The organism is Desulfamplus magnetovallimortis (assembly GCF_900170035.1).
Classification (GTDB): domain Bacteria; phylum Desulfobacterota; class Desulfobacteria; order Desulfobacterales; family Desulfobacteraceae; genus Desulfamplus; species Desulfamplus magnetovallimortis.
This window is the reverse complement of sequence record NZ_LT828545.1, coordinates 16,161-41,265: the sequence shown is the minus strand read 5'-3', so window position 1 is coordinate 41,265 and position 25,105 is coordinate 16,161. Positions and strand designations below refer to the sequence as shown.

At 40.9% G+C, this 25,105-nt stretch carries 21 protein-coding genes and 1 tRNA gene; 10 read left to right on the top strand and 12 right to left on the bottom strand.

The features are described from left to right. The 3 genes from MTBBW1_RS11925 to MTBBW1_RS11915 form a co-directional block, all read left to right on the top strand. The coding region (locus tag MTBBW1_RS11925; protein ID WP_080803911.1) for a hypothetical protein at positions 1-1,247 on the top strand (1,247 nt) is incomplete at its 5' end. A gap of 163 nt (positions 1,248-1,410) precedes the next feature. Next, a tRNA-Met gene (locus MTBBW1_RS11920) sits at positions 1,411-1,487 on the top strand. 136 nt (positions 1,488-1,623) lie between these two features. Continuing rightward, entirely contained in the window at positions 1,624-2,226 is a 603-nt protein-coding gene (locus MTBBW1_RS11915; RefSeq protein ID WP_080803908.1) for an alpha/beta hydrolase, read from the top strand. A 155-nt stretch (positions 2,227-2,381) separates the two neighbouring features. Here the strand turns inward: MTBBW1_RS11915 and MTBBW1_RS11910 are convergent, their stop codons facing one another. Then, positions 2,382-2,780, bottom strand: a complete 399-nt coding sequence (locus MTBBW1_RS11910; RefSeq protein ID WP_080803904.1) for a hypothetical protein — start codon at positions 2,778-2,780, stop codon at positions 2,382-2,384. A 241-nt stretch (positions 2,781-3,021) separates the two neighbouring features. Then, on the bottom strand, positions 3,022-4,116 hold the full coding sequence (locus MTBBW1_RS11905; protein ID WP_080803901.1) for a class I SAM-dependent methyltransferase: 1,095 nt from the start codon (positions 4,114-4,116) through the stop codon (positions 3,022-3,024). Positions 4,117-4,562: 446 nt separating this feature from the next. On the opposite strand from MTBBW1_RS11905, the gene MTBBW1_RS11900 reads away from it, so the two are divergent. After that, entirely contained in the window at positions 4,563-5,012 is a 450-nt protein-coding gene (locus MTBBW1_RS11900) for a hypothetical protein (RefSeq protein WP_139786751.1), read from the top strand. 270 nt (positions 5,013-5,282) lie between these two features. Continuing rightward, positions 5,283-6,173 (top strand): alpha/beta fold hydrolase, encoded by an 891-nt coding sequence (locus MTBBW1_RS11895; protein ID WP_186441234.1) that lies wholly within the window; start codon positions 5,283-5,285, stop codon positions 6,171-6,173. 701 nt (positions 6,174-6,874) lie between these two features. Here MTBBW1_RS11895 and recN read toward each other — a convergent pair. The 6 genes from recN to MTBBW1_RS11860 form a co-directional block, all read right to left on the bottom strand. Next, on the bottom strand, positions 6,875-8,620 hold the full coding sequence (gene recN / locus MTBBW1_RS11885) for a DNA repair protein RecN (RefSeq protein WP_080803887.1): 1,746 nt from the start codon (positions 8,618-8,620) through the stop codon (positions 6,875-6,877). Positions 8,621-8,719: 99 nt separating this feature from the next. Then, positions 8,720-9,427: an ABC transporter ATP-binding protein gene (locus MTBBW1_RS11880; protein ID WP_080803883.1), complete on the bottom strand. Its 708-nt coding sequence runs from the start codon at positions 9,425-9,427 to the stop codon at positions 8,720-8,722. Beyond that, complete coding sequence (locus MTBBW1_RS11875) at positions 9,420-10,217, bottom strand: ABC transporter ATP-binding protein (protein ID WP_080803880.1); 798 nt, start codon at positions 10,215-10,217, stop codon at positions 9,420-9,422. Before MTBBW1_RS11875 ends, MTBBW1_RS11880 begins: the two co-directional genes overlap by 8 nt. Positions 10,218-10,494: 277 nt before the next feature. Next, positions 10,495-11,700 (bottom strand): high-affinity branched-chain amino acid ABC transporter permease LivM, encoded by a 1,206-nt coding sequence (gene livM / locus MTBBW1_RS11870; RefSeq protein ID WP_080803877.1) that lies wholly within the window; start codon positions 11,698-11,700, stop codon positions 10,495-10,497. A gap of 3 nt (positions 11,701-11,703) precedes the next feature. Further along, positions 11,704-12,612 carry a branched-chain amino acid ABC transporter permease gene (locus MTBBW1_RS11865; protein WP_080804180.1) on the bottom strand — a complete coding sequence of 303 codons (909 nt, stop codon included), beginning with the start codon at positions 12,610-12,612 and terminating at the stop codon, positions 11,704-11,706. Positions 12,613-13,052: 440 nt separating this feature from the next. Further along, complete coding sequence (locus tag MTBBW1_RS11860) at positions 13,053-14,168, bottom strand: branched-chain amino acid ABC transporter substrate-binding protein (protein WP_080803874.1); 1,116 nt, start codon at positions 14,166-14,168, stop codon at positions 13,053-13,055. 226 nt (positions 14,169-14,394) lie between these two features. On the opposite strand from MTBBW1_RS11860, the gene MTBBW1_RS28345 reads away from it, so the two are divergent. The 5 genes from MTBBW1_RS28345 to MTBBW1_RS11840 all read left to right on the top strand — a co-directional run bounded on the left by MTBBW1_RS28345 (position 14,395) and on the right by MTBBW1_RS11840 (position 18,884). Continuing rightward, the gene (locus tag MTBBW1_RS28345; RefSeq protein WP_186441233.1) at positions 14,395-14,544 is read left to right on the top strand and encodes a hypothetical protein; all 150 of its coding nucleotides are present in this window, start codon (positions 14,395-14,397) and stop codon (positions 14,542-14,544) included. A 332-nt stretch (positions 14,545-14,876) separates the two neighbouring features. After that, positions 14,877-15,710 (top strand): NAD(+)/NADH kinase, encoded by an 834-nt coding sequence (locus MTBBW1_RS11855; RefSeq protein ID WP_080803871.1) that lies wholly within the window; start codon positions 14,877-14,879, stop codon positions 15,708-15,710. Between the two features lie 396 nt (positions 15,711-16,106). After that, complete coding sequence (locus MTBBW1_RS11850; RefSeq protein ID WP_080803868.1) at positions 16,107-16,964, top strand: transporter substrate-binding domain-containing protein; 858 nt, start codon at positions 16,107-16,109, stop codon at positions 16,962-16,964. Between the two features lie 192 nt (positions 16,965-17,156). Next, positions 17,157-18,002 carry an amino acid ABC transporter permease gene (locus tag MTBBW1_RS11845; RefSeq protein WP_186441232.1) on the top strand — a complete coding sequence of 282 codons (846 nt, stop codon included), beginning with the start codon at positions 17,157-17,159 and terminating at the stop codon, positions 18,000-18,002. A 90-nt stretch (positions 18,003-18,092) separates the two neighbouring features. After that, entirely contained in the window at positions 18,093-18,884 is a 792-nt protein-coding gene (locus MTBBW1_RS11840; RefSeq protein ID WP_425430009.1) for an amino acid ABC transporter ATP-binding protein, read from the top strand. Positions 18,885-18,906: 22 nt separating this feature from the next. Here MTBBW1_RS11840 and MTBBW1_RS11835 read toward each other — a convergent pair whose 3' ends face one another. From MTBBW1_RS11835 to MTBBW1_RS11820, 4 genes are all read right to left on the bottom strand, one after another. Then, complete coding sequence (locus tag MTBBW1_RS11835) at positions 18,907-20,700, bottom strand: caspase family protein (RefSeq protein ID WP_080803863.1); 1,794 nt, start codon at positions 20,698-20,700, stop codon at positions 18,907-18,909. 52 nt (positions 20,701-20,752) lie between these two features. Continuing rightward, the gene (locus tag MTBBW1_RS11830; RefSeq protein WP_080803860.1) at positions 20,753-21,235 is read right to left on the bottom strand and encodes a hypothetical protein; all 483 of its coding nucleotides are present in this window, start codon (positions 21,233-21,235) and stop codon (positions 20,753-20,755) included. Between the two features lie 482 nt (positions 21,236-21,717). Continuing rightward, positions 21,718-23,952 carry an SUMF1/EgtB/PvdO family nonheme iron enzyme gene (locus tag MTBBW1_RS11825; protein ID WP_080803857.1) on the bottom strand — a complete coding sequence of 745 codons (2,235 nt, stop codon included), beginning with the start codon at positions 23,950-23,952 and terminating at the stop codon, positions 21,718-21,720. A 29-nt stretch (positions 23,953-23,981) separates the two neighbouring features. Continuing rightward, positions 23,982-24,911 (bottom strand): hypothetical protein, encoded by a 930-nt coding sequence (locus MTBBW1_RS11820; RefSeq protein ID WP_080803853.1) that lies wholly within the window; start codon positions 24,909-24,911, stop codon positions 23,982-23,984. Positions 24,912-25,105 lie beyond the last annotated feature (194 nt).

Genomic DNA, 25,105 nt, shown 5'->3' with positions numbered 1-25,105 from the left:
AGGGTGATGAGCTTGAGCTTGATTTCTCCATAGACGAACCAACACCACAATTAAATAAAAAGAATCAGCAAAACATTGAAGTTGATACGGAAAATGGCAATGAACTTGATCTGGACTTCTCAACAGATATAGATGATTCACAATCTGGTTCTTCTTCAAAGAGCAATATGGATAATATGGATTTTGATTTTTCCATTGACGATATTCCGTCAGCTTCTGATGATAATAAAAAAGGCGACAGTTCTGATCTTGACCTGGATTTTTCATTTGATGCAAAACCAGATGAAAGCATGGAAGAGACACTTGAAATTCTTGAAGATGACTCTGATCTTGATCTGGATTTTTCTGTTATGGATAAGGCCATGGCTCCATCTGGCCATGATGAAGACAGTATTAAGGTTGAAAGCAGTACAGCCATGGATCTTGATTTTTCCATGGATAATGATTTAGAATACGATACTGACTTTACACAAAGTAACCATGATGATGATATTGATTACGCCCCATCTCTTGAGAAAAAAAGCACTTATAGTGAATCAGATGAAATTGAAGATGATTCGGAAAAAGACTCTTCAGAGACACTTTCTGAAAGCGATCTGTTATCTGACTTCACGCCTGACAACAGAACATTATCTGAAAATCGTCCGGGACTTATCTATGAGAATGATCAACCATCAAAACCAAGATTTTCAGGTGCTGCAAAACTTATTGTAATGACCCTCTTTTTATTTATAGTTGCCATTGCAGGATACGCTGGTGCAATTATGACAGGAGTTGAAATTCCCTACATCTCCAATATCAGCATTCCCTACATTGATAAATACATCAAACCACCTGCTCCGGAACCTGTGAAACTTACTGCAATTAAAAAGAGCATCACATCTAAATTTCTTGTTAACAGCTCTTCAGGCACACTGTTTGTAATAAGTGGCGAAGTGTTTAATCAATCAAATGTTATGTGCAAAAATATCAAACTTGAAGGAACCCTCCTTTCTAAGGAGAAAAAGAAAATCAAAACCACATCAATATTATGCGGAAATATTATTTCAGAAGAAAAGCTTAAAACCCTTGATACAAAAGCAATTACAGACCTTCTTACAAGAACAGACGCTGCAATCGGTACGAAATCCCATGTCAATCCCAGCAAAACAATTCCTTTTATGCTGGTATTTTCAGATTTTCCCGATAATCTCGAAACATTTACAATGACTGTCACACAATTTGAGAGAGTATCAGACAAAAAATAGAGTCAGGAATTTTTATAGATAAAAGACAAAAGTAAAGTCACACAATTTTGGATTCTTGACCCAGACAATAATAAAAGTTTAGGCAATTTGAACGAATCCCAGATAAAAAACAAAACAACTATTGACAGCATGAAAATAAAATTATATAAAGTCTGGGTTTTTTGGCGATGTAGCTCAGTTGGTTAGAGCATGCGGCTCATATCCGCAGAGTCCGGGGTTCAAGTCCCTGCATCGCTACCACAAAATATTCCCGATATTTTCATATCGGTTAAAAACCCCTGACGATATTAAATTGTCAGGGGTTTTTTGTTTCTTATATTTCGAAGTGATTGGCACGCAATCATGCCCGTTTACACAAACAAACATGAATAGAAAAATGACAGAAAAAATAATTATTGAACTCAATGACATACGACTTGAAGGCGTTTTTAAAACATCAGACAGTAATTTTGGTGCAATTATAACCCATCCCCATCCTGAGTATGGCGGCAACATGCATAACAGCGTTGTAATGGCCATTGAACAAGCATATCAGTCCAAAGGATATGCCACGCTCCGGTTTAACTTCCGTGGAACCGGAGGCAGCACGGGCAATTATGACACATTCAATGATCTGTGCAATGATGTCATAGCAGCCTATGATTTCATTAAAGGTCGAGGTTTTGCAGACATTGCGCTTGCAGGCTACTCATTCGGTTCCTGGGTCAATGCACATACAGAGACAATTCTCAACGGCCTTATTCACCAGTTACTTGTATCCCCTCCGGTAAGTTTCATGGATTTTACCAAAATAAATGGATTCTCGTGCGACAGCTTTGTTATTTGCGGTGACAAAGATGAGTATGCAAAGCTTCCAGATATAAAAAATCATATAGAAAAATGGCAAACAGAACATTTTGAGATTATCAAGGGATGTGATCATTTTTATTCCGGAATGATCGGCCAGCTAAATAGTATCATTGATCAATTGCTGCAATAGTCTTTCTTCAAGTTTAAAACGTCGGGTATTTTTTTAGATATTTCAAATATTTAAAGCGTTTTACCCGACAATCAAACCTTGCAAGAGCAATAGATCATAATGAGCTATTCATGGGGCATGCTTCATGACCAATTTTCACTTTTAAAAGATCGTTCTTACTTTGGAAATGGTACAATTTCAGCATACTGCACATCTTTTCTCATGATCCCACTTCTACCAGATATGCCTTTAACCATCTCAAAAACAGAGCCGATAACACATCTGTCCCTTGCCTCAATTTCCATAAGAGTGATAATAATCCTTCGTCCAAGTTCAGGATCCCTGAATTTGAGAGCCAAAAAATCATGGGGTGAGACAACATTCTCAACAGAACTGGATGATTTAATAGCCTGACTTCCCATTAATGTTGATTGCCCTATAGAGCTATTTATCTCCTGATAAATATCCTGAAGCCAGGAAATCACATCGTAAAAGTCCCTGGGAGAGTTTTCCTCAATATCAAGCAAAAGAGTTATGGTCTTATAAACGATTTCAGCATTTTTTTTAAAAGCCATTGATAATCACAACCCTTATTATGAATATACTCAAAATCGACATTTTATTGCTTTTTCCGAAGTTATTGCAGTTGTCTGAACCAGGATAACCAGGATGGATAGGATGCTCAGGATAGATAATCCTTACTTATCTTTGTTAATCTTGGGAATCCTGATTCAGACAGTGTTGACAAGGCTTACAAGATCATAGGTGTCGATTTTGAGAATATAAAATTACATGATCGTCAGATAATACACCCCATCAAACCCTGCACAGATAATGCACATTAAAAGGATCAAAATCCATATCAGGGGTCTCTATTTTATCAAAACCTGCCAGGGAAAGCAGTTCAATGGCCTTCTCCCTTCCCCACATCATGCCAAGCCCTGCTCCATTTTCCCAAAGTCCCACCGGCATACAGTGCATCAGACTGACTGTATAAAGAAAAGGAGCCATTGAGTGGGCAATATTTCCGGCATGATCGCTACTGGCATCAATATCAACCATGGAAAAAAGCCCTCCAGGTACCAGCATATGTTTTACCCCCTGCAATGCCTGAAGCGGCCTTGTCTGGTCATGAATGGAATCAAAGGCAACAACATAATCAAACTTCTGTGACAACTCGTCTTTATCCTTGATGGTGGCAGCATCAATAAGTATAAATTCTATGTTATCAAGCCCCTGCTGTCTGCCTTGTGAACGTGCTGCCTCAATTGCCTCTGAATGGTTATCAATGCCGGTAAAAAAAGATTCTGGAAAAGCAGATGCCATAAGATGGAGTGCAACTCCCTGTCCACATCCCAGATCACACACCTTTATGCCGCTTTTGAGCCGATCAGCCAATTTGCCATCATCAACAGTCGGAATAAATTTCTGAATCAGAGTGCTTCGATGTTTTGCATGGGATAGTTCGGCCATAAACTCCTGAAACCTTGGATAAGCAGAAAATGGCACACCTTCTCCCCTTTTAAAATCTTCAGCAATACGCTCCATGACAATCTCTGTTAAAAGTGGTATCTCCTGTGTATATACGCACATATTTGAGTTGCCCTCTCTTCCTGTTAAAAAGAAGGAGTGCTCCGGAGGAAGATGATAGAGTGGGTGACTATTTTCTTCATGAGTTATATCAACAATGCTTCCTGTACACATGATGCCGAGCCACTCTCGGACATATCTTTCTGAAACTCCTGCTTTTTCTGCAATTTCAAGGGGTGTCAATGGCTTTCCGGCCTCTTCCATTACAGCAAAAAGACCCATTCTATAACCAAAAGACATTGCAAGATTCAATGCCCCATGATTCAATATATCAACCATCTTTTTCTCAAAAACATCTTTTTTTCTCTTTATCCATCTCATTATCCTGCTATTTTTAAGGTTCTTATTACAAATAATACGTTATTCATATCAATCAAAAATCACTTTACACTTTCTCATTATTCAGGGATATTGAAAATAGTAAACCTTCTTTAATAGCCGAATTTAATGCCTCCTTGACCATTACTCAAGAGTTGTAAGTTCTCGTTTGGCATACCATATATGCGCCGTTTTAGTTTAATGAAGCACTATATGTAGTTATAAAATCGAGAACATATGACTCACGAGACCATTAAAGCGAGAGCCATTTTCACGATAAAGTGATATTTCATAATAACCAACATGGCTGATGACCGCCACAATCGAAGAGATGAAAGTCGTTTTAAAAACAGGATGTTACCGAGACTTTCATATAAAGGGCCATGGCAGCCCCATCTGCCATGAACGTGATATTAAAAAAAGAGTAATTTGGGGGATGAAACTTTATAATGGAATCATTGCACTTTTGTTCTTCCACGGATGTAATAAAAAACTCTCTCTTCCTCCTCTTCATCGGGGGATGTTTCTCTTACATTGTCTGGAGAGCCTGTATTGACCCTGACTTCAGGAGATCCGATCTTTCAAGCGGAGATTCATATCCACTGATGGGAATTATTGCAGCCTGCATTGTTATGATTATTTTTTCTTTTATTGCATACCCTGATAATTTTTACCGTCTTGATACAGATAATAATGGAATACACTTATACTTCTGGCCTGAAAGAAAAAAATTTGTCAACTGCAAAGATATCAGACTAATTGATTACCTTGCTCTCGGTAAAGGCAACGGAGAATGTGTTGTGGTACTTAAAGACAATGAACATATACGTTCCGTATCAATTGAAATTAATCGACTTAAACCCATGAAAAAAATAACAGACACGATTTGCAGATTTTAGAAATCAGAACCCGAAAGAGGGTTTGGTTTTAACGTCTGCCCCCCCACAATACAATTACAATTTTTATTATCTAAAAAATTATAGACATCCTTCATATCAACTCAAAATTAGTTTACACGTTTGGAAAAATTCTGAACCATGATTAAAGGATTTAAGTTTTGACACGATTAAAAATCAAGGTAATCCCTTAATCATGAAAATCATGGTTCAAAAAAAGTGTAATCCGACAAATGAAAGATGCCAAATTATACACACAAAAAAGGAAAAAAGATGACAACAGCAAATATCAACGGCATGCAAATTGAGTTTGAGACCTTTGGAAACCCCTCTTCTCCGACACTGCTTTTAATTACCGGCCTTGGGTGTCAAATGATTCACTGGCAAAAGGAATTATGTGAAAAAATAGCAGAAAAGGGATTGCACGTTATTCGCTATGATAATCGTGATTCAGGATTTTCAACAAAAATAACAGGAATTACAATGTCAGAAGCAATGGAGAAAGCGGGAAGGCTTTTTATGGGAATGGGTGTGGAAGTCCCCTATAGCATTGAAAATATGGCAGAGGATGCAGTGGGCCTTCTTGATTTTCTGAAAATAGAGAAAGCCCATATATGCGGCATGTCCATGGGGGGCTTTATTGCCCAGACCGTTGCCATAAATTATACTGATAGGCTCTTAAGTCTGATTTCCATATACAGCTCACCTGGCAACAGAAGGGAATTTATGCCTTCACAGGAGGTCATGGAGTTCATGATGAACCCTGCACCTGCAGAACGAAGCGCATACATTGAACACAGCATAAAATATCTGACATTGATCTCCGGTAAAAAAATACCTCTTGATGAGGAGTATCTTCGCAATCTGGCTTGTGAAGCATATGACAGATCTTTTTATCCAGATGGGGTTATAAGACAATATCTTGCCATCCTCAGTCAGAAAGACCGAGGATCATCTCTGGGCAAGGTAAATGTTCCTGCCCTTGTCATACATGGTGATGAAGACCCCATGATTCCTATGGCCGCAGGAAAGGCAACAGCAGAAGCCCTGCCGGATTCAAAGCTTAAAATCATAAAAGGCATGGGACATGACATGCCGCAACTGAATAGATACTGGTCTGAAATTGTGGATGCCATGGCAGAACATGCAATGAAGTTATCCTAACCCTTGTGTTTTAACTTACTAACTTCTGAAAAAGCAATAAGGAATTGATTTTAAATACTCAAAATCGACATCTTGTTGGCTTTTTTGGCATTTATTGCATTTGTCTGAATCAGGATAACCAGGATTTACAGGATGCTCAAGATTTTTATCCTGTAAATCCTGGTTATCCTGGGCATCCTGATTCAGACAGTATTAACAAGGCTCATAAGGTCATAGGTGTCGTTTTTGAGTAAATAACTTGCCCATTCACCTAACCCCCAACCCCTTCTCCATGACTGGAGAGGGGAGTTTGGGTAAGTTAATTAAACCCTATTACTAATCTGTCGATTTTGAGTAATTATCTGGAATAGTATATTTTTGGGATGATATGAAGTACGCTTGGAAAACTATAGTTCTCCATATAATTAAATTTGCAAGCACAACGTAGGGGCAACCCTATGTGGTTGCCCTTCAAAGTTAAGATGGAAAAATATTTTTCTGGAAGTCTATACAAAAGAAGTAAACGGGCATGATTGATTGCGTATCAATCATCCCCAAATATAAAAATGATAGTCATTTTCACGGTAAACGGTCATGGCTGTGATTCAGTCACCCCCGAATATGAAAATTTGTATCTATTTTCACGGTAAACGGTCATGGCTGTCATCCAGCCACCCCCGAATATGAAAATTTATATCCATTTTCACGGTAAAAATACTTAATCATTCAAGCATCTCTGCTGCATGGTCAAGGGTAGCTTGTGAAATGTTGCTACCCCCCATCATCCTTGCAATTTCCCGAATGCGGTCACCTGTCTCTTTCAATGGAGTTATTACTGTGGATGTGCGATTGTTTATAACCTTTTTCTCTATCCTGTAATGGTGTGTTCCATACCTTGCTATCTGTGTAAGATGGGTTATGCATAAAAGCTGATACTTTTCTGAAAGCAGTTTTAACTTCATCCCAACCTTGTCGGCAGTACGACCACCAATACCAGAATCCACCTCATCAAAAACAAGGGTCCCCACAGGTTCGGTTTCAGTAAGAATTGCCTTGAGGGCAAGCACCACCCTTGAAAGCTCGCCACCAGAGGCAATTCTACTCAACGGCCTTGGCTGCTCCCCTAAGTTGGGTGCCATAAGAAATGAGACCCTGTCAATGCCATTTTGAAAAATTTTCATCCCATTGACAGTTAAAAGAGGTGATGCAAGGGGATCGAAGAAAAGCTCTTTCTGGGGATCTTCGGGCTTTGTCTCCTTTTTGACCTGAGTTACAGAGATCCTGAAACGTGTATTTTCCATCTCAAGAGATTTAAGTTCACCTTCGGCAAGAGTTGCAAGCTCAAGTGCAGCTTTTTGCCTTTGACCAGATAATTCAATGGCTTTTCTGCCAATTTCAGCAGATAATACCTCTGCTTTTTCCTCCATCTGCTCAATCTGTCCGGCCATGTTTTCGGTACCTGACAAGGTGGATTTAAGCTCTTTGTACTTTTTAAAAACAGCATCTAATGTTGCACTGTGGCCGCCATATTTTCTTTTTAGTTTCTGGATAAAATCAAGCCTTACTTCAGTCTCTTCAAGAATGTCAGGGTTCAGATCAACTGTGTCACAATGACGACGAAGTTCATGGTTAAAATCCTCAAGTTCCAGCATGGATCTTGACAGGGTTTCAGCCATTCGAGAAAGTGCCTTATCAACAACACCGTGCTTTTCAAAGTCTGCCCTGATTTTTCCAAGTCGCTCAAGTACGGAACCATCCTTAGAATATATTTCATCCATTGCTGAATTAAGCGACTCATATATTTCAGTTCCGTTTTTCAGACGATTTCTCTCTGTCTCAAGTGCTTCATCTTCATCTGGTTTAAGTTGGGCAGATTCAATCTCATCAATCTGGTATCTTATAAACTCATTATCTTCAATGGCTTTTTCAATGCCTGCTTTTAATTCATAAATGTTTTTGAGCAGTGGAAGAAGTTCCCCGTAAAGCTCCTGAACAGTATTGCGAAGAGTGTGTGTTCCTGCAAATGTATCCAGAATATCAAGATGATTCTCCTCATTGAGAAGCCCCTGATGTGCATGTTGGCTGGATATTGAAGCAAGATTTCGGGTAACCTGCTTCAAAAACTGTATTGTTGACTGCCTTGAGTTGACAAAGATCCGATGGCGGCCATTAACTGCAATGATTCTGCGTATCATCAACCCTTCAAACGGATCAAGATCGTAGGCTCTCATAATTTTTGCAGCACTTGAGTCCGGCTCAATGGGAAAAAAAGCTTCAAGCTCGGCCTGTTTTTCACCAGTTCTAACAAGATCAGTGGATGCTCTACCCCCAAGAAGAAGGTTAACAGCCTCAATAATTATGGACTTGCCTGCACCTGTTTCACCTGTAAGTACAGAAAGCCCATTTGAAAATGATATTCGCAGATCATCAATAATTGCAAAATTTTTTATTGCCAGCTCACCCAGCATATATTCAGATTTCCAGAAAAGTATTTTATTATGAAAATATAGCGACCACTGTTAGTTTTGGTGGATATCACAAAAGCACTTAATTATAAAAGAGACTAATCAGATTCCCAGGTATGCTTTTTTAACATCTTCATTGGAGAGAAGATTTTTGCCGGTATCAGTCATGGTTATTGCACCATTCTCCATGACATATCCTCTGTCTGCAATGTGAAGGGCAAGATTGGCATTCTGCTCTACCAGAAAAATGGTTGTATTGTTCTCTTTATTTATTTTCCGGATAATATCGAAAATCTGTCTTGTGACAATGGGTGCAAGGCCAAGTGATGGCTCGTCCAGAAGCAGAAGCCTTGGCCTTGTCATGATGGCCCTTGATATGGCAAGCATCTGCTGTTCTCCACCACTCAATGTGCCTCCGGCCTGACTGCGTCGCTCGGCAAGCCTTGGGAAAAGCTCAAAAATATACTCAAGATCCTTTTTGATCTCATCAGTATCATTTCTGAGAAAAGTACCCATGTCAAGATTCTCCATAACCGTCAGAAATGGGAAAATATGTCTTCCCTCGGGAACCTGATTGATACCCAAAGCCACAATTTTGTCAGGCGGCATATTGGTTATGTTTTTTCCGTCAAAAAAAATCTCTCCATGCCGGGCAGGAACCACACCGCATATCGTCATTAGTGTGGTGGATTTTCCGGCACCATTGGCTCCTATTAGAGAGATGATCTCCCCCTCCCTGACATCCATCTCAATATCCCTGAGAGCCTGAATGTTACCGTAAAAAGCCTGAATATTTCGTATTTTAAGCATCTTCTTCAATTTCCTCCCCAAGATATGCCTTGATAACCACAGGATTACTCCTGATATCTTCCGGTGTCCCCTCCCCTATTTTTTTACCGTAATCCACGACATATATTCTCTCTGAAAGGCTCATGACAAGCTTCATGTCATGTTCAATCAGAAGGATGGAAATTCCCTCATTGTCCCGAAGCTTCATTATAAGAGCATCAAGCTCAAGGGTCTCCTGGGGATTCATGCCGGCTGCGGGCTCATCAAGAAGCAGAAGAAAAGGCTCTGTTGCCATGGCCCGTGCAATTTCAAGGCGTCTTTGGGCACCATACGGAAGGTTGACGGCAAGCTCATTGACATACTTTGCAAGACCTATCTTTTCAAGAATATTATAGCTCTTCTCAACTATAAGATTCTCCTCGGCCTTTGTGGAAGGACCTCTGAAAATGGCTCCAAGGATACCGGCCTTTGTAACAGCATGGCATCCAATCATGACATTTTCAAGAACCGTCATGGAGGAAAAAAGGCGAATATTCTGGAAAGTTCTGGCAAGGCCCCTTCTTGTGACAAGATTGGGTTTAAGGTTGTTGATTCGCTCTTTTTTACCATCTCCATCTGGATCAATAAAAACATCCCCGGAGGTCGGGGTATAGATTCCGGTAATACAGTTAAAAAAAGTTGTCTTTCCTGCACCATTGGGGCCAATCAGAGCCACTATCTCTCCCTTGTCAATAAAAAGATCAAGGTTGTCAATGGCTCGCAATCCCCCAAAATCCATTGTCATATTTTTTACTTCAAGAATTGGTTTCATAAAAAAATCTTAACTGATCTGAAAATAGTGTTTTGCCAAATACAAAAAAGCAGGGGCACCCTTACATATGACTCCAGACATCCTTACATATGACTCCAGGCGTACTTACATATGACTCCAGGCGTCTTTACATATGACTCTATGCGTCCTTAGATGCGACTCCAAAAGTAAAAAATACTTATGTCAAACAAGAAGAATCGTAAGAGAGTAACCCTGCAATCATGCAATGACAATGCAACACCTTTCAAATCGAAGCCCTTTATTGTTCATGAAAAGTTTATGATTGACTGGACTTTTCAAATTTATATGTATTTCTGACATTCTCAATGATTCCACCTGGACGGAATACCATCATTAGAACAAGCACAGTTCCAAAAGTAATCATTCTGAACTCACCAAAATCTCTCAAATATTCAGGCAGAAGGATGAGCAGCAGAGCACCGCACATAACGCCTGCAATTGATCCCATTCCGCCAAGCACAACTGTACAGAGAATTATAACAGATTCCCATATTGTAAAACTTGCAGGATTTATAAAGGTGGTTTTAGCTGCAAATACAACGCCTCCCATACCTGCCCAGGTTGCACCAAGGGCAAATGCTCTCAGCTTTGTTTTGGCCTTGTCAATTCCCATGGCCTGACATGCTACCTCGTCATCCTTCAAAGCACTCCATGCCCTGCCGATTCTTGAATTCTGAAGACGGTTTATCACAAAAATGGTAAAAAGAACAAGTAGCACTATAATATAGAAAGTAAAGGTTGTGGTGGCCTGCAATGATAGCTCAAAACCAAAAAAGCCAGGTTTGGGTATATTGGCTATACCGCTTGGACCAAATGAGAATTCATTCCAGTTTTCCAGAACAAGCCTGATAATCTCTCCAAAGCCAAGGGTCACAATTGCAAGATAGTCTCCACGGAGCCTCAAAACAGGGTAACCAAGGATAATGCCAAAAAAAGCTGCAATAAGTCCTCCAAGGGGCAGCGCTATCCAGAAGGTTACGCCATAGTGGAGATTGAGAAGAGCATAGGAGTAAGCTCCCACTGCAAAAAAAGCCACATAGCCAAGATCCAGAAGGCCTGCAAGCCCTATAACGATATTAAGCCCCAGACCCAGCATTACATATATCAATGCCGAAATCATGATATTTGTCTGGTACATGGAAAAAATATGGGGGAAAAAAATGGTAAAGAGAAGAGCGGCTCCAATACCTGGCAGGAAATATTTTTTATCCTGGAGTATCCTTTGAACAGGCCCGACAGTATCCTTTTTCTCCTTCTTGCTTCCCTCCTCCTTTTTCCTGATAAGATAACGCCACAGCATGGATATAAAGAAGGAACCAATGCCCACAACAGCCATGTTGTACCAACGCCACTCCACAGTATCTGTAACTGTGTTAACCTTGATTACCATGATGGGAAATGTCAGAAACATGAACCATATGGATGCCAGAATTGATTTAATCAGTTCATTTTTTACTGTCATATGCTAAACCTTTTGAGCCTGGGATCTGCCGAGGATTCCCGATGGTCTAAAAATAAGAATAAGAACAAGAAACAGGAACGCAAATACATCTTCATAGTCACTTGATATATAGCCTGTAAAAAAACTTTCCGTCCAGCCAAGCACAAGTGATCCTAATACTGCTCCCGGAATGCTTCCGATTCCACCCAGTACCGCTGCAACAAAAGCTTTTATACCGGCAATAAAGCCCATGTAAAAATTAATCTGACCAATGTGAGATGCGATAAGAATCCCTCCAATTGCAGCAGTGGCAGAGCCAACCACAAAAGTAACGGAAATTACCCGATCCACATTAATGCCAAGAAGCGAAGCCATCATTTTGTCCTGGGATGTAGCCCTCATGGCCTTACCGATTTTTGTAAACTTGATGAGAAATGTCAACAGGATCATTACTACAACTGTTGTAATAAGAATCACAAGCTCAGGGGAAGTCAGGATATGGGCATAGGGTTCCCAGAACTCAAAATCGGGAATAAGACTTGGAAATGGAAGAAAGTCTGATGTCTGGGCAAGAAGAACGTAATTCTGAAGGAAAAGGGACATTCCTATGGCACTTATTAGAGCAGAAAGCCTTGGAGCATTTCGCAGGGGCTTGTAGGCAATTTTCTCCATGGTATAGCCATATGAACATGAGTAAACCACTGCTGCCATACCGGCCAGAACCACAACAGCCAAAACCGGCATACCAAAAAGAGTCAAAACACTGGATACAATCAATGCTGTAAAAGCTCCGATCATATAGATTTCACCATGTGCAAAATTTATAAGTTCTATTATACCGTAAACCATTGTGTATCCAAGGGCAATAAGGGCATATATGCTTCCGCGGGTCAACCCGCCGAAGAAAAGTTGTGAAAAATATTCTAAATCCATATTTAATCCTGTTCTGGAGCCTGTTTTATATGAAAGTCTCAATAAATAGATGTTTTTGAAACGACTTTCATCTCTTCGATTGTGGCTGTCATCAGCCATGTACGTTATATGAAAGTCCATGCCTTTTAAGGCTCTCTGGGGTTTCATGCTTCGTTGTGGCAGACAGGTCTGCCATGACCGTTATAAAAATTTGAGGAAAGGATTTTTATGCAGGGAAAGGGGCTAAACATTTAAGTTTTGCCCCTTGATGGTTTTACTTGAATAAATTTTCTCCAATACCCCGTCACTCCGGCAATGCTGTTGCCTTAAGTATTAAAAGGCAAGAGAGCTACTGAAATCATTGAAGATTCCAATCTCATCTGAGTTGGGTGGTGGCTTAAGTCAACAGCATTGCGTCACTCCGGAGATCAAAAAACAAGGATAGTGGTTTCACAGATAGTTTATTTCTGCTCTACAAATGTACCGCCCTGTACTCTGTAAACAGAGAAACCAATACCGGTTGCATCACCTTTTTCATCAAATTTGATCTTGCCGAGAGTTGTGTCAACATATTCATTTTGAAGAGCTTTAACAATGGCGTCATAATCGGTTGAAGCAGCCTTTTCAACGGCATTGAGAAGAGCAAGCGTGGCAGCATAGGCATTGTCAAAGAACGCACCAGGATCTGAACCATAGGCATCTTGATGCTCTTTTTTTGCCTGAACAGCAAGTGGATTCATGGATATATCCATAGGGCCTGTTGCATAAACGCCCTCTGCATACTCCCCTGCAACCTTTATAAAGGTATCATCTTTAACGCCATCACCGCCCATAAAAAGGGTGTCCATTCTCTTTTTACGCATAAGAGTGACAATCTTGGAAGCTTCCGGATGATATCCACCCCACACAACAAGTTCTGGTTTCTCTTTTCTAACCTTTGTAACAATTGCAGAGTAATCAACAGCACCAGGAGTTACCCCTTCAAAAAGAACAACTTTTACACCAGCTTCTGTAAAATATTTCTGGGCAAGCTCTGCCTGTCCTTTTCCGTAGTCTCCTTTGTCATGCAGAATCGCAACACTTTTAGTCTTGAGAACTTCTGTAGCATATTTCACCTGAAGTTGTGCCTGCACGGCATCATGGGCGATTGTTCTGAAAAAATTGGGGTATTCACCGGAAAGTGTCAAATCTGGGTTTGTAGCAGATGGAGACATTACAACAATGCCTGCATCTTTGTAGATGCCAAGAGCGGCCTTTGTGGCACCACTGCAAATATGTCCCATAACCACGTTTGCACCATCTGATACAAGCTTGGTGGCAGTATTACCGGCAACTTCAGGCTTGCAGACATCATCTTCAACAAGAAGTTCAACCTGTTTTCCAAGTACGCCGCCGGCATCATTTATTTTTTTTACAACAAGCTCAGCAGCCTTGACAGAGGGAAGGCCATAGGATGCAAGATCACCGCTGTGTGCACCGGCAACGCCAAGTTTAATGGTATCAGATGCCATGGCTGTTCCGGCCATGACAAACAGGGCAACTACTGCAAAAACAAACATCTTTTTAATCTGTTTCATGAATACTCTCCTTAAAAATTAAAAACTGGGTTTATAAAACGGGGCTTCCATGGACGCACAAGACAACATCCTCTGGTGTTCATGCAGGAAGTAAATGCCTTATTTTTCAAGTGCATTAAATTTAAGTTTTATACTGTTACAGGGTCACAGAGTCAAGAAAAAACAGGGAAAAACATATAAATTCAAATAAATTCGGCATGTTTCATTTCAAGTTACAAACATTTTTATGATGGGGGTTCCTGAAGAGGTTATTGCAATTGATTTGGAAGAAGTTATTGCGATTGATTTGGAAGAGGTTATTGCGATTGATTTGGAAGAGGTTATTGCAATTGATTTGGAAACGGTTATTGCGATTGATTTGAATGATTCAAGATGATAATATTTATGAACTTAGCGTCCTGCGGGCGGGCTTCTTTGTTCCCAAAAATGGAAATTCCTATACTATTAACTCAAAATCGACATCTTATTGCTTTTTCCGAAGTTATTGCAGTTGTCTGAACCAGGATAACCAGGATGGATAGGATGCTCAGGATAGAAAATCTTGCCTTATCTTGTTAATCTTGGGAATCCTGATTCAGACAGTGTTGACAAGGCTTACAAGATCATAGGTGTCGATTTTGAATATTAAATTATATTCAAAGCCAACGCCTATGCTCTTTTGAGCCTTGGCAATCATGGGAGTTTATTGATAAAGTGAATGAATCCAATATGAGTAAAAAATATATAGCCTTGCTTGTCAAGCAGGATGAAAAAGCCAGACAAAAAGCCGATGAACTTGCACAATGGCTACAACAAAGGGGCGTGAACGTGGTTTATGCGGACGGTTTTTCAAAAAAACTTCCTTCGAAACCCATTTCCTGCATGATTGTTCTCGGAGGTGACGGGACATTTCTCAGTGCAGCCCGCCTTATAGGCAGCCATGATATCCCTCTCATGGGAATCAAGTTCGGAGAGGTAGGCTTTCTTGCCGAAACCCTGGAAAACTGCCTTTATGATGCTGTTCAGGCACTTTTGGATGGCCGTTTTCATATTGAAGAGAGAATGCGCCTTAAAGTATCTGTAAGCAGGGAGGATAAAGAGATTGCATCGTCAAGTGTACTAAACGATCTTGTACTAAATCGAGGGGCGCTTTCCAGACTGGTTTACTGCGTAGTATCCATAGATGGCTCATATCTTACCACATTCAAGGCTGACGGCCTCATTGTGGCGACTCCTACAGGCTCCACTGCCTACTCACTTGCAGCCGGCGGCCCTGTGATTCACCCAATGGTACCGGGAATAATTCTGACGCCCATCTGCCCTTTTACCCTGACCAACCGCCCTCTTATAATTCCAGATTCATCCACAATTGAACTTTGTCTTGAAGGTGACTCCGACGATATCATGCTCACCTTAGATGGTCAAGAGGGGATTTCCATAGGTCCCAGCGACAAAATTATGGTTACAAGGGGAGAACATCCTGTGAAAATGATCAATTTTAAAAAAGATAGCTACTATAATGTTTTAAAGGCAAGGCTTTTATGGAGTGGAGGAAGAGCATGAAAAGAAACCAACATTATCAATATGTTACCCTGTCAGTGATAACATTTCCCTTGACACTTCTCTAAAGCATTTGATAAGGAAAATCATTTGTGATTCGGCATTCCCTCATACACTCCCAGAAAAGTTCTTTACACATTACCATGGAAATTGATACAAATTTCCATATTTAGTGGTGGCTGCATAGAAGCCATGTTCTTTTAAGGAATTGATTTTTAATAACTTCTCCATTCACCTTGCCCCCCAGCCACATTTTACAGACTTGCGAGGGGGAGTTTGGGTAAGTTAATAAAACCCAATTACTAACGTGAAAATCACCCTGTTTTCACAATCGGGAGTGGACGAGATTCATCCGACCATCTCTGTTTATCACCAAAATCAATTTTTAAGGAGAAAAAAATGAAAAAAAATCTACTTTCAGGACTTGTGATAATCGCAATGCTGATTTTCTCTCTGCAACCTGTAATTGCAGGCGAAAGCGTTCTGGATGAAATTCTTGCAGCAGGAGTTATCAAAGTATCAACAGATGCAAACTATGCCCCCCAAAGCTTTCTCAATGACAAAGGCGAACTCGAAGGTTTCGACATCAGTGTAGCAAAGGAGATCGCAAAACGCCTTGGTGTAAAAGCTGAATTCATAACACCTGACTGGGATCTTATAACAGCCGGAAAATGGGGAAAAAGATGGGACATTTCAGTTGGCTCCATGACTCCTACAAAAGAGAGAAAAAATGCCCTTCTGTTCACAATTCCTTATTATAGCTCCCCTGCTCAATTTGCAGTTCACAGCAAAAACACAACAATTAAAACCGTTGATGATCTTGCCGACAAGGTTATCGGAGTTGCATCAGAAACAACCAATGAGCGCTTTCTGCAGCAGGATCTTGAAATTGAAGACACAAAAATCACATACCTTGCATGGAAACCAAAAGATGGAAATATGAAGACATATCCCACAGATGCCAATCACATTGAAGATCTCTCCCTTGGTGATGGTGCCCGTCTTGATGCTGTATTCACATCCCGTCAAACCCTTGCACAATCAATAAAAGCAGGATGCGGTTCAGGATGTCCCATAAAAATGCTTGGAGACCCAATGTACTATGAGCCTCTCAGTGTTGCACTTGATAAAAGCCGTGCAAACAGCGAATCACTTATTTCAAAACTCAATGAAATTATTGACTCAATGTATGCTGATGGTACACTTGTAAAGTTGTCCATGCAGTTTTACGAAACAGACCTTATTCCCAAGAGATAGAACCCACAAATCCCTTTGTAAAAAATGCAAAGTAATTGGGTTTAATCAACTTACCCAAACTCCCCCCCTCTCCAGTAATGAGGAGGGGCTGGGGTGTGATGTAAAAGGGCAAGTTATTAAAAATCAATTCCAAAGGGATTTCTTTTGCAAACTCTCCAAGGACGGCATCTACCTATGGATAATTCATCAAAAATGAATAAGAGTTCAATTCCTCCTGAAGCGCAGGCAATTTTAAAACAGGTTGCAGATCGTGAAACCCGTTTCAGAAAAAATATGCTCATCTCATTTATTGTATTAACACTCCTTGCAATTGGGCTTTTTATTCTAATAAAGCTCGATTTCAAATTTATGATCAAGTGGCTTGGATTCATACTCACCGGAATGGGTTTTACACTTCTTGTATCCTTTCTTGCAATTTCCCTTGCCTGCATTCTGTCCGTTATAGGGGCACTTGGAAGACTCTCCAGCAATCCTGTGGCAAACAGCCTTGCAACAGCATATGTATCATTAATAAGGGGCACACCGCTTCTGGTACAGGTTTATATGTGGTATCTTGCCCTTCCCCAGCTTGGCAAAGCCATTGAAGAGCTTGGTGTTCCTGGCATTCAGAGTCTATTGACCCTGCCGGCAATTCCAGCAGGTATCCTTGCCCTTGGAGTCTGTTACGGCGCTTACATGACAGAAACTGTACGTGCAGGTATTCAATCCATCACAATCGGCCAGAGGGAGGCTGCAAAAGCTCTTGGAATGACAGATGGCCAGGCAATGAGAAGAATCATCTTTCCCCAGGCACTTCGGGTAATTATACCCCCGATTTCCAATGAATTTATTGCCATGATAAAAGACTCTTCCCTTGTTTCACTCATGGGAGTGTGGGAGTTAAGCTACCGGGCAATCAAAATCGGAAGGCGCTATTTCCAGTCACTGGAGATGCTAATCATGGTTGCACTTATTTACTGGGTAATGTGCGTGCTGCTGCAATATGTACAGGAACGGATAGAGACTTACATGGCAAGGGGTGACAGGAGGATGAGCTGATCTCCCCCCTGAATACAAAAGATGATCTTGTGGAGCCCCTGATAGAATAAAGATGAGAGTATTTTGACTCTGAAAAAGAAGGATAAAGTCATGGAGAACCCTAAAAAAGCAACCAGTCAAGAGAGCCGGAAAACAATGGTCAGCATTAAAAACCTGCACAAGGTATTTGGTCAGAATCTCCATGTTCTTCAGGGGATTGACCTTGAAGTCAAGGCAGGAGAGGTAGCTGTCATCCTGGGTCCTTCAGGTTCAGGAAAAAGCACCCTACTGCGATGTATCAATTTTCTGGAAACCCCTACGGCCGGAACCATCACAGTTGATGGCCTCACTGTAAATGCAGGAAAGGCAACAAAGGAAGAAGAGAGCAAAATTCTTCAAATCCGGAAAAAAACAGGAATGTGCTTTCAATCATTTAATCTTTTTCCACACATGACTGCCCTTGAAAATGTCATTGAAGGGCCTGTCACTGTACTGGGACAGAGCAAATCAGAAGCTATTCCGTATGCCATGGAGCTTCTGGAGTGGGTGGGTCTTTCTGACAAAAAGGACGAGCATCCATCAAGATTATCAGGAGGGCAGCAGCAGCGGGTTGCCATTGCCCGAAGCCTTGCCATGAAGCCAGATGTCATGCTTTTTGATGAACCTACATCTGCCCTTGACCCCGAACTTGTAGGAGAGGTTGTTGACGTAATGGAGAGACTTGCAGAAGAGGGGATGACCATTCTTGCTGTAACCCACGAGATGCATTTTGCAAGGGATGTTGCCCATAGGGTACTTATCATGGATGGAGGTAAATGGATTGAACAGGGGCCGCCGGAAGAGATATTTACAAATCCGAAAGAGACTCGCAGCAAGCAGTTTTTAGCTCATATTCTTAATTGATTAATAAAAATTGAATCTATTGCTACTCACCACAGGTCTGAAAATAGATGGTTGTTCTTGCAAGGCCAACCTCCATGCCATGCCGGATCATCTTCAGCATATTACCATACAAAACCGAATCCCCAACTGGATCAAGGCTTTTATCCATGAATTTTTCCATACCATAAGGTTTTTCCAAGAAAGCGTACACCTGTAAAAGTTCATATCCCATGCCACTTTCAGTAACCCTGCCAAAAAAAGGTACCCTTTTAATCACGTTGGGTGCCTGCGGTTCAAACTCGCTATCCTTTGAAGGATACAATACGTTTATGAATCCTTCTGAATCAATATTGATTATAAAAATATGTGATTTATGATCTGCCTGCCACTCCATTCCAATTGATTCTCCTGATACAAGAGTTGCCGAATCGGTGAGAAGCTTTGCATAAACAGTTATACCTCGATTAAAAAAAGAAGGATTTTTAAGGGCATACAGCAGAGTCTCTCTCTCTATCCTTTTAATTAATCGCCCCTTTTCAGCAACAGGATACTCCTTGACTATTCTTCCACTGGGAAGACCAATTTGCCAAAATGTGCCTGTTTTTACGACGATCATGTCAGGTTTATCTTGGACAGGTTCAATGTTTTTTATCAACTCAATATCCTCAAGGATCTCCCTTGCACTCTTTTCAATCTTTATTCTTAAAATGCTATGAATATCTGGAATTGCAGCTTCCTGGTAATTTTCACCATTACCTGTACCGTTATGATGGGATGATGTTGCAATATTGCCTGTATTAAATACCGGAGTATCAAGAAGAAGTGAAGGATTTTCCGGCAAAAGACTCTGGGGTGTCTGCCGGAAATGGTTTCTGTGTATATCCATTCTCACATATTCAAACAGCTCTCCATAACTGATTCCGTTTTTGCCGTCTCCGTTGGCATCATTTTTTTTGTATGCAAGGGCTTTTAAAAGGCTGTTTGTGAGTACTCCGTGGGGATTACCGTCAACTGTCATGAAACCAAAGGGAGGCTGTGTGCTGGTTATATCCTCAGCCTCTTCGTTTCTCCCTGATGCGGCAAGATATACTGTGTTTTTGTAAGGAGATATCCCTGAATTTTCAAAATGATCATCTTTTATATCTCCCTGCTCAAGGGAAAGAGAAATCCCCTCATCTCCATCAAGCATTGAACCTCTTGAAGAGGAAGGAATTTTAATCTTGCGGTATTTTACGCGGCAGTATGACCTGTTTTCAACTCCAGACCTGTTCTCACTTTCAAGGGAACGAACTGTATCCTGGGAATAACATGCATCAAACACCGCAAAAACATGACATTTTTTATCCAATTCACTAATAATTGGCCTCAGATCCCTTTTTCCCATGATCATTGTTTCAAGAGGTCGTGTCTCATCAAAATCGTATGGCAAAAGTCCTCCTGTAAAGGGCGACCCTGTTCCCCAGCCATCCTGGATAGATGATGGAAGGTTAAGGGATAAATCACAGGGACTGCTTCCATGCCCGCTGAAAAACAGAAATATATTATCTCCTTTTGAGGCTCTCTCCTTTAATTTTACAAGCTCCTTTAGGATAGTTGCCCTTAGAGCACTTTTTCCTGTAAGAGCGATGATATTTTTGTCATGGAAAGCGTAATGCTCAACAAGCAGTTTTTTTAAGGCAGCCACATCATGGGAAGGGCCTTTTAGAGCAATGTTCAAATTTGTCCCCTCAGAACCATTTACACCAATCAAAAGTGCGTGACCGGCAGCAATGCATACTCCGGGCATGGCGTATATAACTGCACAAACAAAAAAGAAGACAATCATTGCACTTCTCATCTATTCTTCTCCTCCTGACTCGACATCTGTTACCTTCCAGGATTTGGCTGTATCAGTTCTCTTTTTGATTTTTCAATTTTTGCAGATATGCCTCAATATCTTCCGGTTTATATCTGGAAAGCACTTCTTCAGGTTTGTACCTCGATAGCACCACTTCCGGTTTGTATCTTGAAAGCACCTCTTCAGGCTCATATCTGGAAAGCACCTCTTCAGCACTGAATCTTTCCATAAAATCATCAAGGCTCAGACCATCAAGCATTGCCTCGTAAAGTTCCTTTCCTATCTCCATGACAACATCAGGAGTTATCTCTTGTTGTTCCATGATAAAACTCTCCTTTTCCCTGCGGTTCATAAGTTTTATTATGCCGCTTATAAAATAAAGAAATGCAATGGAAATGCGTTGCCGGCCAGACTCTATTATTCGCTTGAATGCATGCCACCTTTGCCTTTTTCTGCTTGAAAAGCACTTCACAAAATCGTTATGGGGAGCATCTGATAACTCATTGATGACAAGCAAAAAAAGCCTGTCAAGCATAGGATTGCTACTGTGATAATCACAGAGATATCTGTCAACACCGTAATATTCAAAGGCGTCAGAAGTTCCTCAAGCATTCGGCCAAGAAGCTTGTGCCAGCGGATTGATGTTGTTTTATTCCTGTTTTTATTCTCCATCACATTATCCATAAGCTCTCAAAATCGACATCTTGTTGGTTTTTTTGGCATTTATTGAATTTATCTGATTATTGAATTTGTCTGAATCAGGATAACCGAGATTTACAGGATGCTCAAGATTTTTATCCTGTAAATCCTGGTTATCCTGGGCATCCTGATTCAGACAGTATTGACAAGGGTCAAAAGCTCACAGGTGTCGTTTTTGAGTAACCAAACAAATCAGCTCATATCTCATTTTTATAAAAAAAATTTCCCGGCTTCGCCGTTAGTCTATATATTTCGTAAACATCACGCCAATGTCGAACCAAACGACCAAAAGTACCTAAAAGGTAAAAAAGCTAAAAATTAATTTTTCCTGAAAAGACGGAAACCCAGGTCGCGATCCGTGTCGCCAGGCGCGAACCAGTCACGGCCGGCACAACGAATGTATGCGGGTTCGTTGCCCCAGCTGCCGCCACGAACCACCCGGCCGGAGCCGCTTCCTGCATATACAGGATTATTACGAGCATGTTTACTGTAAGCATCCTTTGCATATATGTCCTGACACCACTCCCAGACATTTCCACTCATGTCATATATGCCTAAACCATTTGCAGCTTTAGTTCCAACACGGTGGGTACTTCCGCCACTGTTACTCCCATACCATGCAACGGAATCAATGGAATTACTGCCTGAATACTCCTGATTTTTACCCCCGCTTCTTGCTGCATATTCCCACTGGGCTTCTGTTGGCAAGCTAAAAGCCTTTCCGCCTGCCTTATTTAATTTGCTGATAAATTGCTGAGCATCATACCATGAAACCTTTTCCACTGGATAATCATCGCCTTTTCTAAAAGATGAAGGGTTATTGCCCATTATCTTTTTCCACTGACCCTGGGTAACCTCATATTTCCCTATCCAGAAACCATCCAGGCAAACCTCGTGCACTGGTTGTTCATCGGAGTCTCCTGAATTACTGCCCATCATGTAACATCCACCAGGAACCCAGACAAACTCCATGCCTGTCACAGGTTCTCTCCAGGTATCACCAGCTTCTGGTGTGGACGACAATTTCTCAAATTCAACAGAAGTTTCAGTTGGAGAAGGCAGCTTTTCCAATTCCAAAGAAACAACAAGTTCCTGACCTGGTTCAATGTTTTTCCATTGATATCTGGTGCGGTATCCTGCTCTGGATACCTCAATATGGTATTTGCCGGGTACAAGCTCTATGCCGGAATAATATTTGGGTTTAATATTCATAATCCTTATCCTGGAATCTTCTGGGATGGTATCCACATGGAGTGTGCCATTGGGAATCTCCTTTGTTGCAGAAGAGGAGACAACAGCTATTTCCGGCTGTGATTGAGGCTGTTGTTGAGATTGCGCTTCCTGTAAATCATCTGTTTTCATCGGAGATATGACACCTGTCTGTACAGAAGAAATAAGCTGTATTGATTGAGATTCATTATCCGGTTGTGCAGAATTTGGTTTATTACTGGTCTGTTCTTTTTCCCGTTGTGATTGTTGATCAGGCTCTGGTTCAGCTTCTGGTTCGTCAGTGCTGTAATCTTCAAGTTTGATTTTTGCGATATCTACAAAATCTCCCTCAGGATATTTTTTGATATATGCTTCAAAAAGTCTCCTGTTATGGGAGTTCATGATGGACTGCCAGAAAAGAAATTCTGCCTTTAATGAACTTTCGCCTTCTCTTTTTGTTATTTCAGAAGCATTTTCATTAAAATCAGTGATGCTTGAATTTACAGGTTCAGGCAATTCATGTTTTGAACTTCCTTCTGAACGCGGTGGAATAAAATAAAAATCACCGGTCAAAGAAGATGATTCCCATGGTACCTGATCTGTTCCAAGGTTTCGTGCCTCCAGCATCACATCTGCACGAGTTTTCTTAAGTACTTCTTCAATCTTTAAGCCCTGAATCATCATGTAATGAATTAATTTAGAAGTATAAAGGCCGTTTCGTCCAGAACCATCTGCTGCAACAGAACCAGGTGCCGTAGCATAAGCAAGTATGGAGCCGACAGGTGCTTTCATGCGAGCAAGCCCCCTCTCTGAAACCCTGAAACTTCTCTTGAAAGGATTTGCCCTGCATGCATCAAGAATTACAATGTTAACAGCATTACCGGCATTTTCCATCTTGCCAAGTACCCTGCCTGCATTGACAGCAGCAAACTCAACATCTGTTTCCGATGTTATATGAGCATTCAGTGGGATAAGGTAATTGTTGCCGTTTATCTGCATTCCATGTCCGGCATAGTAAAAAAGGGAAGCCTCGGAATGCCTTAAATGTGAACTGAATTCATCAAGTGCAAAAAGCATGGAAGCCTTGTCAGCATTTACCTTTAAAATGACAGTAAAACCTGATTTTTCAAGCGCATTCCTCATATCAACTGCATCATTCACAGGATTTTTAAGGGGTGCCAATTCATATGCACCATTGCCGACAACAAGGGCAACACGACTGGCTCTCCTTCCATTCCCTTCATCAGATGATGCAAAACTATGGTTACGGGTAATAAAAACTCCCTGTAAGATCAGGATTAGGAATATGAGCAATGTCTTCTTAAAATATTCAGAATATTTCATGCTGATGTACCTTCAGGGATGAGGATGTCTCAGTTCTCTTTTTGATTTTTCATTTTTTTTAGATAAGCCTCAATTTCCTTCAGACTTAATCCTGACAGGCGCTCTTCAGGTTTTAATCCTGACAAGCGCTCTTCAGGTTTGTACCTCGATAGCACCGCTTCCGGTTTGTATCTTGAAAGCACCTCTTCAGCGCTGAACCTTTCCATAAAATCATCAATGCTCAGCCCATCCAGCATTGCCTCGTAAAGTTCCTTTCCTATCTCCATGACAACATCAGGAGTTATCTCTTGTTGTTCCATGATAAAGCTCTCCTTTTCCCTGCTGCTCATAAGTTTTATTATGCCGCTTATAAAATAAAGAAATGCTATGGAAATACGTTGACTCCCAGATTTTATTATTCTCTTGAATGCATGCCACCTTTTCGTTTTTCTGCTTGAAAAGCATCTCACAAAATCGTTATGGGTCGCATCAGATAACTCATTGATGACAATCAGAAAAAGCCTGTCAAGCATAGGGTTGGTACTGTGATAAATAGCAGACTTGTAAATTTCCGTGTATCCAAACTCCTCCCGTGATGCCTTTAATGGTGTTTTGGAGCATAAGACAAATGTCTGAATATCCTTTTCTTTAAGCGACTGCTGGGATCGCCTGAAAAAAGTATCATATGCCAGTGCCTGATTCAGCGTATTTCTGTTAAAGGATTCCGTAAACTTGAACTCAACAAGAATATGATTTGCACCTGTGTCCCTTATCCCGTCAGGAAGGCGACAAAGCTGATCATATGTCCACTTAGGCAAATCACGCCTTATTAAAAGGATATCTGCCTCGGGTGGATCTGTCATCACAGAGATATCTGTCAACACCGTGATATTCAGAGGTGTCAGAAGTTCCTCAAGCATTCGACCAAGAAGCTTGTGCCAGCGGATTGATGTTGCCCTATTGCTTTTTTTATTCTCCATCACATTACCCATAAGCTCTCAAAATCGACATCTTGTTGGCTTTTTTGGCATTTATTGAATTTATCTGAATATTGAATTTGTCTGAATATTGAATTTGTCTGAATCAGGATAACCGAGATTTACAGGATGCTCAAGATTTTTATCCTGTAAATCCTGGTTATCCTGGGCATCCTGATTCAGACAGTATTGACAAG

Coding starts and splice junctions, on each gene's coding strand:
- MTBBW1_RS11915 (WP_080803908.1), top strand. CDS start 1,624: ATGACAGAAAAAATAATTATTGAACTCAATGACATACGACTTGAAGGC.
- MTBBW1_RS11910 (WP_080803904.1), bottom strand. CDS start 2,780: ATGGCTTTTAAAAAAAATGCTGAAATCGTTTATAAGACCATAACTCTT.
- MTBBW1_RS11905 (WP_080803901.1), bottom strand. CDS start 4,116: ATGAGATGGATAAAGAGAAAAAAAGATGTTTTTGAGAAAAAGATGGTT.
- MTBBW1_RS11900 (WP_139786751.1), top strand. CDS start 4,563: ATGGAATCATTGCACTTTTGTTCTTCCACGGATGTAATAAAAAACTCT.
- MTBBW1_RS11895 (WP_186441234.1), top strand. CDS start 5,283: ATGACAACAGCAAATATCAACGGCATGCAAATTGAGTTTGAGACCTTT.
- recN (WP_080803887.1), bottom strand. CDS start 8,620: ATGCTGGGTGAGCTGGCAATAAAAAATTTTGCAATTATTGATGATCTG.
- MTBBW1_RS11880 (WP_080803883.1), bottom strand. CDS start 9,427: ATGCTTAAAATACGAAATATTCAGGCTTTTTACGGTAACATTCAGGCT.
- MTBBW1_RS11875 (WP_080803880.1), bottom strand. CDS start 10,217: ATGAAACCAATTCTTGAAGTAAAAAATATGACAATGGATTTTGGGGGA.
- livM (WP_080803877.1), bottom strand. CDS start 11,700: ATGACAGTAAAAAATGAACTGATTAAATCAATTCTGGCATCCATATGG.
- MTBBW1_RS11865 (WP_080804180.1), bottom strand. CDS start 12,612: ATGGATTTAGAATATTTTTCACAACTTTTCTTCGGCGGGTTGACCCGC.
- MTBBW1_RS11860 (WP_080803874.1), bottom strand. CDS start 14,168: ATGAAACAGATTAAAAAGATGTTTGTTTTTGCAGTAGTTGCCCTGTTT.
- MTBBW1_RS28345 (WP_186441233.1), top strand. CDS start 14,395: ATGATGGGGGTTCCTGAAGAGGTTATTGCAATTGATTTGGAAGAAGTT.
- MTBBW1_RS11855 (WP_080803871.1), top strand. CDS start 14,877: ATGAGTAAAAAATATATAGCCTTGCTTGTCAAGCAGGATGAAAAAGCC.
- MTBBW1_RS11850 (WP_080803868.1), top strand. CDS start 16,107: ATGAAAAAAAATCTACTTTCAGGACTTGTGATAATCGCAATGCTGATT.
- MTBBW1_RS11845 (WP_186441232.1), top strand. CDS start 17,157: ATGAATAAGAGTTCAATTCCTCCTGAAGCGCAGGCAATTTTAAAACAG.
- MTBBW1_RS11840 (WP_425430009.1), top strand. CDS start 18,093: ATGGAGAACCCTAAAAAAGCAACCAGTCAAGAGAGCCGGAAAACAATG.
- MTBBW1_RS11835 (WP_080803863.1), bottom strand. CDS start 20,700: ATGAGAAGTGCAATGATTGTCTTCTTTTTTGTTTGTGCAGTTATATAC.
- MTBBW1_RS11830 (WP_080803860.1), bottom strand. CDS start 21,235: ATGCTTGACAGGCTTTTTTTGCTTGTCATCAATGAGTTATCAGATGCT.
- MTBBW1_RS11825 (WP_080803857.1), bottom strand. CDS start 23,952: ATGAAATATTCTGAATATTTTAAGAAGACATTGCTCATATTCCTAATC.
- MTBBW1_RS11820 (WP_080803853.1), bottom strand. CDS start 24,911: ATGGAGAATAAAAAAAGCAATAGGGCAACATCAATCCGCTGGCACAAG.